The sequence below is a fragment of the Desulfofundulus sp. TPOSR genome (assembly GCF_011393055.1).
Lineage (GTDB): Bacteria > Bacillota > Desulfotomaculia > Desulfotomaculales > Desulfovirgulaceae > Desulfofundulus > Desulfofundulus kuznetsovii.
The window spans coordinates 1,585,152-1,600,916 of sequence record NZ_JAAOEF010000001.1; the positions used below are offsets into that span (position 1 = coordinate 1,585,152).

A 15,765-nucleotide genomic window follows, 5' to 3' on the forward strand; every position below is an offset into this window, starting at 1 on the left:
AATTTTTCTTTTCTTCTAAGGTAAGTAATCCTCCAGATCAGCCAGGGTGCTTATTTCAAAGATATTGTCAAGGATCAGCCCCAGGGCATATTCATCGAGGGACTTGATTTTATCCACATAAGGGTGGGGTATTTTCTTGAACTTTTTATGCAAAAGCTTCAACACGTTCTCCCTGAGGGTTTCCTGCCGGCCTTTTTTCATACCTTTTTCAATACCTTTTTCAATACCTATTTCAATGCCCTGCTGTATTCCCTTTTCGACACCCTTTTTGAAAATCCGCTGATAACCGGCCGATTCTTCGATATTCAGCATGGTTTCCACCTCCTGGAAGATTTGTTCGATAATTTTCTCTTCAAGATACAGGCCGGCAAATATCTCCGCTCGCAGAAGGGTCTTTCTTTTTTCCTCCGTGGTAACGGGAGCCTGCAAGATATCCAGCACGCATTCCCGTAAAAAGGCCTCCGGGTGCTGCCTTCTTCTCGGTCTGTCGGCCAGTGGCAGCAGTGCATAAAGTGTATAGTTGTTCGTTTTTTTGATTTCCTCCCGGGTTATGCTGCCCAGATCGACGGCCCTGTAGCGGTAATCCAGGTGGTTTTGCGGACCGAAGCTGTATACCAGGCCGTCAGCCATGGTCATTTCCCGCTCACCGAAATAAATGAGGATCTGGTAAACGGGCAATCTGTATTTATGCTGCAGTTCTGTTGCGTATCTTAACATGCGGAAAGGGATGTCGCTGTCGTTGGTGCTTTGAAATTCCAGGTGCACGGCGGCGGGGCCCAATTCTGTCCGGCACTCCAGGATGAGGTCGCTCCTTTTTTTCTCCACCCGGGCAAACTCGATGTTGAGATGCTGGATCACTTTCGTTTTCAGGTGGCCAAAAAAGCTGATCAGTTCTTCCTCGCCGTCACCAAACAGTTCCTTTATGGTCGTATCGTATCTGTCCCGGGGCAGGTTTTCGGTCATAATATCACCAATTTGATTTTAACAGATACGGCAATGGGTGGCAATATAATCTGCCCGCCCTTTTTGTTGTGGGATTCACGGCTCGCAGATGAAGGCTGACTTGCGGTCGGGCCCGTAGCGGTAGACCAGGAAGTGACGGTCGAAGGTAAAGACCCGTTCAATGCGCAGCCTCTCCATGACGGCAAAAGTGGTGCAATCTGTAAAACTGAAATCCTGGTCAGGGAAGGCATGCATTATCTGCCACGCTGCCTCCAGATCCGGCTGTTCCAGGGCGATTACAGGAGTGCCGGTTTCGCGCAGCATTTGCCAGAAGGTCTGGGCGGCATAACGGCCCAGGCGGGCGGCCAGTAAAGCCCATGTTTCCACCAGAATGGCAATGGTCGTTAGAAGCGGGACTTCGCCGGCCACCTTTTCGTAAAAGTTTCTCGCCCGTTCATGGTTCCGATCTGAGATGTCGCAGACCGCGTACCAGGCGTCTGTATCAACCATTATGGCCACGGTTTAACGCCTCCGCCAGGTAATAGTCGTGTCGCTCTGAAACGTCTTCCCTGCCGCTTGCCCCCATCCCTATGATCCTCCGGAATGCTTCTTTGGGAGCTTTCCTTTCTCCCCGCCTTTCCAGGTGTTCAGAAACGATTTGCCGGATCAGTTCGGCGAGCGAGATGCCCTTTCTTCTTGCTTCGTTCAAGAGCGCGCGGTGCTGGTCGGGGTGAAGATAAATTTGAGTCCGCTGCATGATACATCGCCTCCATCAACATTATAATGTTATAGCTGGCTTTCTTCAATTAGGTCTGCTTTCCTGTACAATTTCACATAATTTTTCTCCCGGGGGGTGGTGATGACAAACATCACGGGCTCCATAGTATTTGGAGGCTGTGAACCGCATCATTTTTTGTTGACAAGGTCTTCCTTGTGTCCATATACTTAACTTGGTGAACTTTTTGCGACGTTAATTTTTTCGACGGGAAGGGTGACGGAGGTGAGCAACCAAAAATTGTCCGCCTGGCTGGACAGGCTGGAAGAGGTGTTCAACCAGGTGGCCAGGCGGCTTCATGCCGAGCTGGATCACCACCTGATGGAGGGCCTGACCGGGAGCCAGTTTATTGTGCTCATGCGCATCTTCCGGCGTGGGCGCATGAGTGTGTCCGAGGTGGCCGGGGATATGAGGGTATCACTGAGTGCCATCACCGCGCTGGTGGACAGGCTGCACCGGGCCGGTTTTGTGGAGCGCCGCCGGGACGAGGACGACCGGCGAGTGGTGTGGCTTGAACTGACGCCCAAAGGGGAGGAGGCTGTGCGCTCGTGCCTGGTCGTCAGGCGGCGGGTGATGGAAAAATATTTGGGCCAGCTTCCGGAAGAAGACGTGGAGCAACTGGTACGAATCTACGAGAAATTACTGTCCATTTTGATACGTGAGGGGGCGGGGGACGCCGGGGGAAGGTCCGGTTACAGCAGGGGTGGGCCGGAAGCGTCTTCCGAAGGCTGCAGGAATACTCCCCAAGCGGAGTAACTGAGGCAAAAGAAACGGACGATCAATCCCGGAAAGTTGGGGGGATGCCCGTATGAGAGGGGGCCTCCCGACTGCCGGCTATGGTTGAGAGTATTTACCTGGGGAGAGTGAAGAGGAATGCGTGTAGGAAAAATTGCCCTGGCAGCTTTAATGCTGGCCTTGGTCCTGGCGGCCGCCGGATGCGGGAAAAAGCAGGCAGCCGCCCCGGCTGATGCGGGTCCCACGGTGGTCAGTACGGCCAAAGCAGCCACGGGGCTGCTGGACAACCGGGTGGTGGTAAGCGGGAAACTGGAGGCTGTTCAAACTGCCAGCATCGTATCCAAAGTGCCCGGCAAGGTGGCCAGAGTGCACGTGGATGTTGGGGACCGGGTTAGCGCCGGGCAGGTGCTGGTTACCCTGGAGAACAAAGACCTGGCGGACCGGGTGACCCAGGCGCAGGCTGCTGTAGCTCAGGCCGAAGCGGCTCTGGCCCAGGCGGAAGCGGGGTTAAAGTCGGCTCGATCAGCCCTGGAGAACGCCCGGGACAAGTTTGCCGTGGCCGAAGCTGATTACAAGCGGGCCCGGGAACTGCTGGCCATGGGAGCCATTCCCCAGGCCGTCTTTGAAAGCCAGTACGAACTGCCCTACAAGCAGGCCAAACAGGCTCTGGAGGGCACTGTCCCTGCGCAGGTGGAACAGGCCCAGGCAATGGTTAAAGTGCAGCAGGCGGCATTGTCCAGCGCCCGGGCGCAGCTGGCCCTGGCCCGGTCGAGCTATGAGGATAGTTTCATCAGGGCGCCCTTTACCGGGGTGGTTACCGCCCGGAACGTGAATCCCGGGGAGATGGCGTCCACCATGCCCGTCATTTCCCTGGCCAATATCGACCGGGTGGTGGTCAAGGCCACCGTCGGCGAGGATCACATCAATCAGTTGAAGCAGGGGGAAAAAGTACAGGTGAAGATCGGCGCCGTATCGGCCCAGCCCTTTACCGGCGTGATTACCAGCATTGCTCCGGCCGCCGATCCCACAACCAAAGCATTCCCCATCAAAGTTGAGATTGACAACCCCAAACACCTCTTAAAACCGGGTATGTTTGCCGAGGTGCTGCTGCCCTCTTCGGGGCAGAAGCAGCTGCTGGTCCCCCGGGAAGCGGTGGTAAAAGACGGGGAACGGGATTACGTGTGGGTGGTCAAACAGGGCAAAGTCCAGCGCCGCGAGATAAAGGCGGGAGAATCGGACGGCAGGTACATTGCCGTTATTTCCGGTCTGAAGGCGGGGGAAGAGGTGGTTACCGCCGGTCAGGAGAGCCTGCAGGATGGAGCCAGGGTGACGGTCAAGAACTGACGGGGGCCGGCCCCGCCGTCATGGGCGCGGCCCCCGTCACCGGCGACGCCCGTGCCCCGGCGAAACAAACGGGGCCAACCGGAAATATACGGTTCCAAAGGCGCCGGTCATCCCCGTGCTAAAATGTTAAATAGCTCGGGAGGCGGGAAGGTAAGGTAGATTTTCCAGGTGAAGATCGTTGAGGGAAATCCCCCTTTCCCTGGCGGCGACGATTTCAATTCCAATTAACTCCCCATTTTCATCTACCTCTGCAGTTATGCCGGGGTTGATATCGAAAGAGTCATCTGGTCTGGCTTCGCGAAGGAGAATATAAAGGACATCGCCTTCAAAATCATAGGTGATTTTCATTGGTAGCACCTCCTTTTATTTGTCCGGGCCTTTGCGGCGTACGGTAACCGTTATGATAGTTACAGTCGATTCTTCCATGATTACGGTTATTCGTAGCCATTTGTTGCGGTATGGCTGCCAGAGATTTTTTCGCCCGTGAATGCTTGGTGTAATGGCGAAGGGGGACTTGATGGCATTGAGTACATCATTTTCTGTCAAACCTTCGTAGGCTCTAAATAAGCGCAATCGATTTTTGGCATGACGTATCCATTTTATTTGCAATGGGCACCATCTGCTTTCCCGAACCGGTTACTTGAAAATGCCATGGATGTACTTTATTTTATGTTATCAAAGTGCCATATAGAAGGCAAGGAATAAGCTCCATCTTCGTGACCATGGCATCCAAAGAATGTTTAAGCCTGTTTTAATTCTCGCCGTGCTTTCGCAGGAGGTTCATTGAATGAAAATTACCGATGTATCCATCCAGCGCCCCATGCTGGTGGCCGTGCTGGTAACCGTACTGCTGATCCTGGGCGGCGTTTCTTTAAGCCGCCTGGCCATCGACCTGTGGCCCGAAATGAACCTGCCCGTGGCCGCGGTGGTCACCGAATATCCTGGGGCGGGGCCGGAGGAAGTGGAGCAGCAGGTCACCCGGCCCCTGGAGTCCATCCTGGCCACGGTGGGCAACCTGGATACCATCCGGTCCACCAGCAGCATGGGTACTTCCACCATTATCCTCATGTTTGACTGGGGCACGGACATGAACTACGCCGCCCTGCAGATCCGGGAAAAGGTGGATATCATCCGGCAGTACCTGCCGTCGGGGGTCAAGACACCCATGACTTTCAAGATGGACCCCAACATGATGCCCATCATGCAGCTGGCGCTGTCCTCCGAAGATTCCCGGCGGTTGAAACAGCTTACCGATGATGTAATTCAGCCCCGGCTGGAGCGGGTCGGTGGCGTGGCCAGCGTCTGGTCGGCCGGCGGGGTGGAGCGGGAGATCCGGGTGCTGGTGGACCCGGAGCGGCTGGCCGGGTACGGTCTGACCTTAAACGGCCTGACCCAGGCCCTTTCGGCGGAAAACCTGAATGTTTCCGGGGGCACCGTGCAGGAAGGCACGAAAGATTTGCTGGTGCGGGTGACCGGGGAGTTCCGGGATCTGGACCAGGTGCGCCGGGTGGTGGTGGGTGCTCCGGGAGGGCACCCGGTGCACCTGGGGGATGTGGCCCGGGTGGAGGACGGGCATAAAAAGATCACCCAGTTCAGCCGGGTGGACGGCAAGCCCGGCCTGTCGGTATATATCCAGAAACAGAGCGGCGCCAATACGGTCCAGGTGGCCCGGGCGGTGCACAAAGCCCTGGATGAATTGAAGAAGGAGCTGCCCGGGGTCCGCTTTGACGTGGTCATGGACCAGTCGGAATTCATTGAGCGGAGCATCAACCACGTGGTGAAGGAAATCCTGGTTGGCGGCTTCCTGGCCATGCTGGTGATGTGGATTTTCCTGCGCAACCTGCGCAGCACCCTGATCATCTCCACGTCCATTCCCATTTCCATCATCGGCACCTTTGTGCTCATTTACTTTAACGATATGACCCTCAACCTGATCACCATGGGCGGCCTGGCCCTGGGGGTCGGCCTGATCGTGGACGACGCCATCGTGGTGCTGGAGAACATCTACCGCCACCGCCAGCTGGGTTACGGCCTGGTGGAGGCCGCCCGGGTGGGTACCGGCGAGGTGGGCGGGGCGGTCATTGCTTCCACCCTGACCACCATGGCCGTATTTTTACCGGTGGTTTTCGTAAAAGGCCTGGCGGCCCAGCTGTTTACTCCCCTGGCTTTGACGGTATCCTTTGCCATTTTCACCTCCCTGGTGGTAGCCCTCACCCTGGTGCCCCTGATGGCCAGCCGCTGGCTCCACCTTGAGGAGGAGCCAGCGGTGCCGGTACCGGAAGGGAGCGCTTCGCCGGGCAGTGCCGCCTCCGGCCTGCGGGGCTGGCGGAAGCTCTACAAACTGTCGGAGCGCTGGTTCAACAATTTAAATAACGCCTACCGCCGGTTACTGGAGTGGGCGTTGAACCACCGGCGGCGGGTAATCATCATCGTGTCGGTGCTCTTTGTCCTGAGCCTGGCGGCCTTTCCCCTGGTGGGCTTCGAGTTCATGCCCTCCATGGACCAGGGGCAGGTGAGCATTACCGTGGAAATGCCCCGGGGTACCTCCCTGGAGGAAACCAACCGGGTGGCCGCCCGCATCGAAAAAATGGTGCAGGATCCCTGGGTGGAGAGCATTTTTACCGGGGTGGGCTTCACCGGTATGCAGGGCATGTGGGGCGAGAGCAACACCGATGTGGCCCAGATTATCCTGCAGCTGGTGGATAAATCCCGGCGCAGCGTTACCGCCGAGGAGGTGGCGGAAATTTTACGCCAGAGGCTGAAGGAGATCCCCGGGGCGAAGATTAAGGTAAGCGCCGTGGAAGAGGGCGGCGGCATGATGGGCGGCAGCGCCCCGGTGCAGATCCAGGTGCGGGGCGATGATATGGCCACCCTCACCCGGCTGGGCGACCGGGTGGCGGAACTGGTGCGCCGGGTTCCCGGCACCCGGGAGGTGACCAGCAGCCTCCAGGAGGGCCGCCCCGAGGTGCAGGTGCTGGTTCACCGTGACCGGGCGGCGGCCTGCGGCCTGTCACCGGCGGAGGTGGCCTCCACCGTGCGCACGGCCGTTGAAGGCACTGTGGCCACCCGCTACCGCACCGGCGGGGAAGAGGTGGACATCCGGGTGCAGCTTCGTGATGGTGCGGTCACCCGCCTGCCCGATTTATCCACCCTGACCATTTTATCCCCCACCGGCGCGTCCGTACCTTTAAGCCAGGTGGCGGAAATAGTGGAAACCCGGGGGCCCCACGCCATTGACCGGCAGGACCAGACCCGGCTGGTAACCGTTACCGCCCAGCTGGCGGGGCGGGACCTGGGCAGTGTGATCAAGGATATCCAGGCCGGGTTGAAAGGCCTCTCCCTGCCTCCGGGATACACCGTGGAATTCGGCGGTGAGCAGGAACAGATGGCCGAAACCTTCGGCGACCTGAGCCTGGCCCTGGTGCTGGCGGTGGTCCTGGTCTACCTGGTGATGGTGGCCCAGTTTGAGTCAGTGTTGTACCCCTTCATCATCATGTTTTCCGTGCCCGTAACCATGGTGGGGGTTACCTTCAGCCTGCTGGTTACCGGGCGTACCTTTTCCGTGCCTGCTTTCATCGGCCTGATCATGCTGGTGGGCATAGTGGTGAAAAACGCCATAGTTTTTGTGGATTACGTCAACATCCTGCGCCGGCGGGGCCTGGAGCGCCGGGAGGCCATTTTGAAGGCCGGTCCCACCCGCCTGCGCCCCATCCTGATGACGGCGCTCACGGCCATCCTGGCCATGCTGCCCATGGCCCTGGGCATCGGCGAGGGCTCCGAGGGGCAGGCGCCCATGGCCACGGTGGTGGCCGGCGGGCTGGCTTTTTCGACCCTGATCACCCTGGTGCTGGTACCCGTGATTTACACCATCCTGGACGACTGGAAGGAGCGCTGGCAGGCCCGGTGGGCCGGGAGACGGACCGCCCGCCTGGAGGCCGGGAATAGAGGTTAGAGGTTGGAGGTCGGAAGTAGGAAATAAGGTTGGAGGCCGAAAGCCGGAGAGAGAGAGAAGGGAGAGTGCGGGATGAAAAACAAAAAGGCTATGCTGGCCGTGGCCGCGGTGATGGTGGCCGTCCTTGCCGCCATATCCTTTTACTACTGGCATATGAACCGCTACTACGTCACCACCGAAGATGCCCGTATCGACGGGGATATTTACCGGGTGAGTCCCCAGGTGTCCGGTAAACTGCTGGAGATAAACGTGGAAGAGGGGCAGGCGGTCAGGGCCGGGGATATCGTTGCCCGCCTGGACGACACCACCCTCCCCCCGGGGGCCAACATTGACCTTGCGGTGGTGCGGTCACCCGTAAGCGGCGTGGTGGTTAAAAAGGTGGCCCATGTGGGTGAAATTGCCGCCCCGGGACAGCCCGTTATCATGGTTGTGGATCCGTCAGCCCTCTATATCACCGCCAATATCGAGGAGACCGACTTGAAAAAGGTGCGTCCGGGTCAAAAGGTGGACATCACCCTGGATGTCCTGCCGGGGCACAAATTCACGGGCCATGTGGCACGCATAGGGCGGGCCTCCCTTTCCACCTTCTCCCTGCTGCCCGCCAACACCGGCGGAAGCTTTACCAAAGTGGTGCAGCGGGTGCCCGTGAAGATCGTGTTCGACGAGTATCCCGACAATTATGTGGAAGTAGGCACCAACGCCCGGGTGAAGGTTCATATCCGGTGACCGGCTGGGGGGTTGTGCGATCATGTCCAAGGCTAAACCGGCCGTTTTTGAGGGAAATGGTTTTCCCTGGCGGGAACTGTTCATCCTGGTCATCGGCCCCTTTATGGCCATACTGGACGGCAGCATCGTCAACGTGGCCGTACCCAAGCTGATGGCCGTTTTTGGCGTGGGCACCGATCAAGTGCAGTGGGTTTTAACCGCCTACCTGCTCACCTCCGGGGTTGTCATTCCGGTCAGCGGGTATTTGGGGGACGTCCTGGGGTACAGGCGCATGTACATCCTGTCTCTGGCGGCTTTCACCCTCGGTTCCCTTTTCTGCGGCCTGTCGTGGAGCAACACTTCCCTGGTGGTGGCCAGGGTGTTCCAGGCCGTGGGGGGCGGGATGCTCGTCCCCATCAGCATGGGCATGCTTTTTAAAGTCGTTCCCCGCGGAAAGATGGGTATGGCCATGGGTGTCTGGGGGATATCGGCCATGATGGCACCCACCGTCGGCCCCACCCTGGGCGGCTACCTGGTGGATGAACTTTCCTGGCACATGATCTTTTTAATCAATCTGCCGGTTGGTTTGCTGGGTATGTTCCTTGCCGCCGTTTTTTTGAGGGAAACCCCCTTGCTGAAAGCCAGGTTCGACCTGGTGGGTTGTCTTTTGTGCGGGGCCGGCTGCTTTGCCGTCCTGCTGGCTTTAAGCGAAGGGCAGGACAAGGGGTGGACTTCCCAGTACATTGTCACCCTGCTGGCGGCGGCCTTCTTTTTCCTGCTCCTGTTTGTGCTCTGGGAACTGCAGGAAGAACAACCCATGCTGGACGTCCGGCTGCTGGCGAACCCCGTGTTTGCGGCCAGCCTTTTAACCACGGCCGTGGTGACGATCGGCCTTTTCGGCGGGCTTTTCCTGGTTCCTATTTTTACCCAGAACCTGCTGGGTTTAACACCGACGCAGACGGGTCTGCTCCTGATGCCGGCCGCACTGGCCAGCGGCCTGATGATGCCCATCAGCGGCCGGTTGTACGATAAAATTGGGGCGAAGCCGCTGGCCCTGGTGGGGCTGTCGGTGGTTGCCTATACCACGTGGGAACTTCATAAAATAAACCTGGACATTTCCACGCACTGGCTGCAAATGATGATGGTGTACCGGTCTCTCGGTATGGGGCTGGCCATGATGCCCATCGGCACGGCGGGTATGGAGGCCGTTGGGGCCAGGCTTTCCGGGCGGGCGTCGGCTTTTAACAACCTGGTGCGCCAGGTTTCGGCTTCCCTGGGCATCGCCTTTCTCACTTACGTTATGACAAAGCGCCAGGCCTACCACTTCAGCTGGCTGGCCGACGGTTTTTCCTGGTCTTCCCCGGTGGCTTATGGAGCCCTCCAGCAGGTCAAGCAGGCCCTGGCCCTGTCCGGGGACAGTGCCCTGGCTGTCATCAGCCTGGCCGCCCAGCGGCAGGCCATGGCCAGCGCCATTGCCGATACCTTCATTGTCAGTGCCGTGATGGTGGCCGTGGCCATACCGCTGTCCCTGTTGCTGGGCAAGAAAGAATATGTTTCCCGGGAACAAAGCCGGCGGGCGATTAAAGAAAGCGCCGGTGCCTGGTCCGATGAAAACCACCCTGAACTGCAAACTGTTGTAGATGTAGAAAAATATGTACGTGAGGTTAGATCAACATGGCGGCGTGCAGAACATTAGGCTGCCACTTTTCATTGGTTAACGGCCTCGAAGTGCTGGAAATTAACACAATGGTAACTGTTCAGTAAAACCGCTACCACTGGCAGGTGCCGCTTTGTCCAAAGCGAACGACTTGCGAAGCGCTGGTAACAGCACCCGGCGAAGCGAGGGTAACCGGACTGCGGCGCGAAACCAGCGGCACCGAAATGTAGCGTTAGAAAAGGTAACCTGCTAAAACGGTAAAAAGATGATAGTAAGGTAACAACTGTCATGCCGCATTTGCAGCGCCGCTAGTCCGGTCCGAAGCAAGCCGCGGTGCTGTCAGCGCGGAGCACTGGAGTGAGCGTGGACAACGCGGCACCATAGAGGGATCACTGAACATTTACACACGATGCTTGCCGGTCGTTGAAGGGAACCAAACGGGGCTGTAATTCGTCTATTAGCGTGGGAGGGGTTCGGAGTCCATGCACATAAACCTCCTGGGTGCCCGGGTGGATGTTGTGGATCTGGCCGGGGCGGTGGAGAAAGTGGCTGCTTTTGTGGCCACGGGACGCCCCCACCAGGTAATTACCTTAAACCCGGAAATTTTGTACCGTGCCCAGCAGGAGCCGGAACTGCTGGCCTTAATCAACCGGGCCGACCTGGTTACCGCCGACGGTATCGGCATCGTCTGGGCGGCAAAGGTGGCCGGCACCCCCGTGCCCGGGCGGGTGACGGGCATCGATCTCATGCTGGCGCTGGTGGCCAGGGCCGCCCGGGAAGGCTGGCGCATCTTTCTGCTGGGGGCGGCGCCGGGGGTGGCGGAGGAGGCCGCCCGCCGGCTGCAGGAAAAACACCCGGGGCTTGTGGTGGCCGGCACGCAGCACGGCTATTTCAGGCCGGCTGAAGAGGGACCTGCGGGGGAAGCGGTGGGTGCGTCGCCCGCTCATACACCGGGTAACTCTCCGAACGACAGCACCGGTGGCCCGCCGGAAAACCCAAAGGACCCGACCGAATGGGACGTGGTGGAACAGATCCGGGGCGCAAAACCCGACCTCCTTTTTGTGGCCCTTGGGGCCCCAAAACAGGAAAAATTCATCGCCCGGCACAAGCAGGCCCTGGGCGTGCCTGTGGCCATGGGCGTGGGCGGCAGCTTTGACGTGATTGCCGGCCGGGTGGCCAGGGCTCCAGTGTGGATGCAGCGCCTCCACCTGGAATGGCTGGGCCGGCTGCTCCGGGAACCGCGCCGCTGGCGCCGCATGCTGGTGTTGCCCCGCTTTGCCTGGCTGGCCTGGCGAAAAGCACGGTTGGGGAAATGATTAAGGCTCACCGGAGCGAGCAAGAGCCAGAACAGGGTAGTTGGAAAGTGGGGATAACTCAGGCAGGAAAGAGAAAGCTTTTGTCGAACCTTAAATTAATTATGGCCATTGGAGGGATTCAAATGGGGAAAAAATGGCCTGCCGTGGTGGCAGCCGTGTTATTGTTCGGGCTGCTCGCGGTTGGGGGGTATGCCCGCCTGGCCGGGGCGGCGGTCGGCGGGGAACCGGGTTCCGACGCCGATCCCCTGGTAAGCAAGAGCTTCGTGGAGGAATATGTGGCCAGATATGTGCGTGAGGCCCTGGGCGAAAGACAGGGCAGCGGGGATTTCCAGTGGCGGGTGGCCACCGTACCTGCGGGGCAGGAGTTTACCGGCGGTGCGGGAATGGAATTTATCCTGCGTTCCGGTAAGGCAGTGGCCGTGGATCCCACGGGCAGCGGGATACCGGATGTTACCTCCGGCACCAATCTGACCGCCGGGAAGGCGGTGGCTCCCAACCACCTGTACATCATCCCCAGGGCCGACGGCCGGGGTTTGCGTGCCCAGACCAGCGTGATTATCATGTACCGGGGTGCAGCCGGTAAATAGGCCGGCCTTTATTGCCCGGCCAGAAAAAGCGGGGTGTTGGTATGGTTAGACGCAGGCGGAGGTGGAAACCAAAGCCCCTGTTCCTGCTATTATTATTGCTTTGTCTGGTGGGAGGAGGCTATTTGCTTGCAGGCCACCTTGGCTTGAGCTGGCCGGAATTGCCTGTCGGTTCCGAGAACAATGAGGCGCAGGCCAGTCAGCCCCCGGAGTCCTTTACCGTGCTGCTCCTGGGCACCGATGCCCGGCCCGGGGAAAAGGTGGGTCGAACCGACAGTATTATTGTGGCCAACGTGGATGGCGAGAAAAAGCGCATTGCCCTGTTGTCCATACCGCGGGATACCCGGGTGGATATCCCCGGCCACGGGACGGATAAAATCAATGCCGCCGCCGTTTACGGCGGGCCGGCGCTGACCTGCGAGACCGTCTCCAACCTCATCGGAATGCCCGTGCAGTATTACGCCCTGGCCCGCTGGGAAGGGTTCAAGAACATCGTGGACGTCCTGGGCGGCGTGACCATCGACGTGGAAAGAAACATGTATCACTATGATAGTTCAGACGGCCGTCAATATGCCATCAACCTGCGCAAGGGGGTACAGCGCCTGGACGGCGATAAGGCCCTGCAGTATGTCCGCTTCCGGGGGGACGCCCTGGGGGACATCGGCCGCACGGAAAGGCAGCTGAAATTTTTAAAAGCCCTGGCCGCGGAAGTGATGAAACCGTCCACCCTGGTCAAGCTCCCCCGCCTGGTGCCGGAAATAAACAAGAGCGTGGAAACAAACATGGGCTTCAAGCAGATGCTGGCCCTGGCCCGGGCGGCCCGGTATTTCGACCAGGCCGAGATCGTCACCCAGACCCTGCCCGGGCGGTTTCTGGATATAAGGGGCGTCAGCTACTGGTCGGTGGACCCGGCGCAGGCCCATGAGGTGGCCATGGCCCTCTTTGAAGAGGGGCGGGTGACGGAAGTGGTTCAGGGCCCCACGGTCAGCGAGGGCAAGTCTTCTTCCGGCCCGCCCGCGCGCAGGACGGGGACGGGCCAGCTGGCGGCCGGTGAGCCGGTGGTAACACCGTCTCAGCCACCCCCACCGGCGGTGCCGCCGGTTCTTCCTGGACCGGAAACAAATTCACCGGGCAGCGAACCGGCGCCCGGTGATGGTTCCAGCACCGGTGCACCTGCAGGCAGCACGCCGGGGCAGGATAACGCCCCGCCTCCCGCCGACCAGCCGGGCAACGGTGGAGGGACCGGTGACGGCAGTTCTTCTCCGCTTCCGGAAAAACAAAAGCCGTCCGTCCCAAATGCCGGAAAACAGAGCGGTGATACCGGCGGGGTCATAGAAATTATCCCCATTCCCAACGGAAGTACCAGTTAGTGGTAAAAATTTAGCAACCTGGTTCACTGAATATATCATGCAATATTGTTGGCAATACCTGTTTTAGGTAATTATCAGAAGATAAAGAAGCTGTTTTCCACCTCCTGCAGCTCCCAGCAGTGCACGCAGGAGGTTCGTAACTTAAAGGCCCCCTCCGGGGAACAATTTGCCTGTGCTGGAGGTCTGTTATATTATGAGACAACGCTGGTACCCCCTGTTGCTGGTGTTTCTGTTGCTGGCGGGTGTGATCGCGGCCGGCGCGGCCGCCTGGCAGCGCTACCGGGTGGAGGCCGGTTTTCGCACCGTGGAAGTGGCCATGCCCTATGACGAGCTGAACGCGCTGGCCAGGCTGTCGGGGCGGGATACCCTGGAGGTGATGCGCCTTTTCCGGGAACGGGGGCTGACCACCGTGCTCTTTAAAGAGCCTACGGTGGATGAGCTGCGTCGTGCGGGGGAAATAGCGGTAATGACCGGCCAGGAGCTGCAGTTAATGTCGCCCCCCTGGCTGGGACAACTGCGGGCCGGGGGTGGGATAGCCACCCGGGATACCTACCTGGTCACCTCCCGGGAGGAAACCTTCCGGCGCCTGCTTGTCCAGCTGGAAGCCAGGATCCCGGGAGCGCGGGGTTACCGGCCGGCGCCGGGGGGTTACGTGGTGCGCACTTCTGCCGACCCCGGCCTGTTGTCACAGCTGGGCCTGGGTTTTCCGGACGGTCCCCTGCAGGACACCGCCCGGGCCGGCTTGCTGGCCATGGTTCAGGTGCGCAGCTGGCCCGGGGCCACCGCCAGGGGGATTGAGCAGGCCCTGGCGCCCTTAAAGGAGATCCCCAACCTCTCGGCCCTGGCCTTTAACGACGACACGCTGCCCGGCTACCCGCAGAAACTGCGGGCGCTGGCCCAGGTGGTGGATCAGCTGGGCGTGCCGGTGGCCCAGATTGAATTCTTCCCCCAGAAAGGCCTTGATAAGCTGGGGGTGCTGCTGGACAAGGATGTGGTGCGCCTGCACAGCATTCCCCCCAGGGATATGGGTCGCTACACCCCGGCCGAAGCACTGGAACGCTACAGGCTGGCCGCTGCCGAACGCAACATGCGGGTACTGCTGGTGCGGCCCTTTCCAGGGGCGGGAGCCCGGGACGTGCTCCAGGAAAACCTCGATTATATAAGCAGCCTGAAAGAGAGTTTGCAGCAGGAAGGCCTGGTGGTGGGGCAGGCTTCCACCCTGCCGGCCCTGCCCGTCTCCCGCGCCAATCTCTTCGTCATGGGCCTGGGGGTTATTGCCGGCGGCCTTTTGCTCGCCGGGCGGCTGGGGTTGCGCCGGGGGGAAATATGGCTTTTGCTCCTGGCGGTGGCGGCCTGGGCCGGTCTTTTAGCGGCGGCCCCCTCATCGGCACGCAAGCTGATGGCCTTAGCGGCGGTCATCATTTTCCCCAGCCTGGCTCTAATTACCAACGTTCGCGCCCGGGGTGCTTCCGCCCTGGAAAGTGCGGGCATGCTTTTGCGCACCACCCTGGCTTCCCTGCTGGGTGCACTTTTTACCGTGGGTCTTCTGGCGGACGCCGGGTTCATGCTCAAGCTGGACCAGTTCAGCGGGGTTAAGCTGGCCCACCTGGCGCCGCTGTTGCTGGTGGCGGGGGTGTTTTTCTTCCTCTCCGGCCCCACAGAACCCTTTGGAAAACGCCTGGAGAGGACGTTGAACCAGCCGGTGCTGGTCAAGTGGGCCGCCCTCGCCGCATTGCTCCTGGCGTTTCTGGCCGTTTACCTCGTGCGTACGGGCAACGAAGGGCAAGTGGCCACCTCCGCCCTGGAGCTGAAGTTCCGGGGATTCCTGGATGCCGTCCTGGGGGTGCGCCCGAGAACCAAGGAATTTTTACTCGGCCACCCCGCTTTGATGCTGCTCTTCTACACCGGCTACCGGGACAACCGCTTCCTGCCCCTGCTGCTGCTGGGGGCCATCGGCCAGGTCTCCCTGGTGAACACCTTTGCCCATATCCACACGCCGCTTCTGGTTTCTCTAATGCGGCTGGTCAACGGCCTGTGGCTGGGGATTCTGGTGGGCCTGGCGCTCATCCTGGTGGTAAACCTGGCCGGGCACTGGTGGCGCAGGTTCTCCCCGGGGGACAATTAGAGTATATCAGTAAAACCGTGTTGTTAACTACAAAGGCACGGTGTTGTCCAGAGCGAACGATTTTGCGGAGCGCCGGTAACAGCACCCGGTAAACCCAGCACTCACTGGCAATGACACCCTTTCTAAGCCTGCTGTGACAAGATAGTAATTGAAATCATTCCATTATAACTTTTTCAGTGAGTGCTGGGCGGCTCGGCTCTCGAGGACGCCAACGAGACCAAGCGAGAGTAATGTAGAAGAACCATATCGGGTGGAAAAAG

General features: G+C 59.5%; 13 protein-coding genes. 9 read left to right on the forward strand and 4 right to left on the reverse strand.

The features are described 5' to 3' along the window. Positions 1 to 15 precede the first annotated feature (15 nt). The 3 genes from G7K71_RS07885 to G7K71_RS07895 all read right to left on the reverse strand — a co-directional run bounded on the left by G7K71_RS07885 (position 16) and on the right by G7K71_RS07895 (position 1,699). The gene (locus tag G7K71_RS07885) at positions 16 to 963 is read right to left on the reverse strand and encodes a DUF4351 domain-containing protein (protein ID WP_166344748.1); all 948 of its coding nucleotides are present in this window, start codon (positions 961 to 963) and stop codon (positions 16 to 18) included. 75 nt (positions 964 to 1,038) lie between these two features. Beyond that, positions 1,039 to 1,452 carry a type II toxin-antitoxin system VapC family toxin gene (locus G7K71_RS07890; RefSeq protein ID WP_243174769.1) on the reverse strand — a complete coding sequence of 138 codons (414 nt, stop codon included), beginning with the start codon at positions 1,450 to 1,452 and terminating at the stop codon, positions 1,039 to 1,041. Beyond that, entirely contained in the window at positions 1,445 to 1,699 is a 255-nt protein-coding gene (locus G7K71_RS07895; RefSeq protein ID WP_166344752.1) for a CopG family transcriptional regulator, read from the reverse strand. The genes G7K71_RS07890 and G7K71_RS07895 overlap by 8 nt, the downstream gene beginning before the upstream one ends. Positions 1,700 to 1,942: 243 nt before the next feature. On the opposite strand from G7K71_RS07895, the gene G7K71_RS07900 reads away from it, so the two are divergent. Both G7K71_RS07900 and G7K71_RS07905 read left to right on the forward strand, forming a co-directional pair. Beyond that, on the forward strand, positions 1,943 to 2,473 hold the full coding sequence (locus G7K71_RS07900; protein ID WP_166344754.1) for a MarR family winged helix-turn-helix transcriptional regulator: 531 nt from the start codon (positions 1,943 to 1,945) through the stop codon (positions 2,471 to 2,473). Between the two features lie 117 nt (positions 2,474 to 2,590). Then, on the forward strand, positions 2,591 to 3,796 hold the full coding sequence (locus G7K71_RS07905; RefSeq protein ID WP_166344756.1) for an efflux RND transporter periplasmic adaptor subunit: 1,206 nt from the start codon (positions 2,591 to 2,593) through the stop codon (positions 3,794 to 3,796). Between the two features lie 126 nt (positions 3,797 to 3,922). On the opposite strand, the gene G7K71_RS07910 is transcribed toward G7K71_RS07905, so the two are convergent. Then, positions 3,923 to 4,144 (reverse strand): DUF2283 domain-containing protein, encoded by a 222-nt coding sequence (locus G7K71_RS07910; RefSeq protein WP_013824374.1) that lies wholly within the window; start codon positions 4,142 to 4,144, stop codon positions 3,923 to 3,925. Between the two features lie 439 nt (positions 4,145 to 4,583). Between G7K71_RS07910 and G7K71_RS07915 the strand changes: the two genes are divergently transcribed. The 7 genes from G7K71_RS07915 to G7K71_RS07945 all read left to right on the forward strand — a co-directional run bounded on the left by G7K71_RS07915 (position 4,584) and on the right by G7K71_RS07945 (position 15,505). Beyond that, a complete protein-coding gene (locus tag G7K71_RS07915; protein ID WP_166344758.1) occupies positions 4,584 to 7,748 on the forward strand; it encodes an efflux RND transporter permease subunit in 3,165 nt (1,054 codons plus the stop codon). A 72-nt stretch (positions 7,749 to 7,820) separates the two neighbouring features. Beyond that, positions 7,821 to 8,474, forward strand: coding sequence for an HlyD family secretion protein (locus tag G7K71_RS07920; protein ID WP_166344760.1), 654 nt, complete (start codon positions 7,821 to 7,823; stop codon positions 8,472 to 8,474). A gap of 22 nt (positions 8,475 to 8,496) precedes the next feature. Further along, a complete protein-coding gene (locus G7K71_RS07925) occupies positions 8,497 to 10,149 on the forward strand; it encodes a DHA2 family efflux MFS transporter permease subunit (RefSeq protein WP_243174596.1) in 1,653 nt (550 codons plus the stop codon). Positions 10,150 to 10,592: 443 nt separating this feature from the next. Further along, positions 10,593 to 11,426: a WecB/TagA/CpsF family glycosyltransferase gene (locus G7K71_RS07930; protein WP_166344762.1), complete on the forward strand. Its 834-nt coding sequence runs from the start codon at positions 10,593 to 10,595 to the stop codon at positions 11,424 to 11,426. Between the two features lie 122 nt (positions 11,427 to 11,548). Further along, a complete protein-coding gene (locus tag G7K71_RS07935; RefSeq protein WP_166344764.1) occupies positions 11,549 to 12,013 on the forward strand; it encodes a hypothetical protein in 465 nt (154 codons plus the stop codon). A 122-nt stretch (positions 12,014 to 12,135) separates the two neighbouring features. Beyond that, positions 12,136 to 13,380, forward strand: coding sequence for an LCP family protein (locus tag G7K71_RS07940; protein ID WP_243174598.1), 1,245 nt, complete (start codon positions 12,136 to 12,138; stop codon positions 13,378 to 13,380). A gap of 193 nt (positions 13,381 to 13,573) precedes the next feature. Continuing rightward, positions 13,574 to 15,505 (forward strand): DUF5693 family protein, encoded by a 1,932-nt coding sequence (locus tag G7K71_RS07945; RefSeq protein WP_166344768.1) that lies wholly within the window; start codon positions 13,574 to 13,576, stop codon positions 15,503 to 15,505. Positions 15,506 to 15,765: the final 260 nt, after the last annotated feature.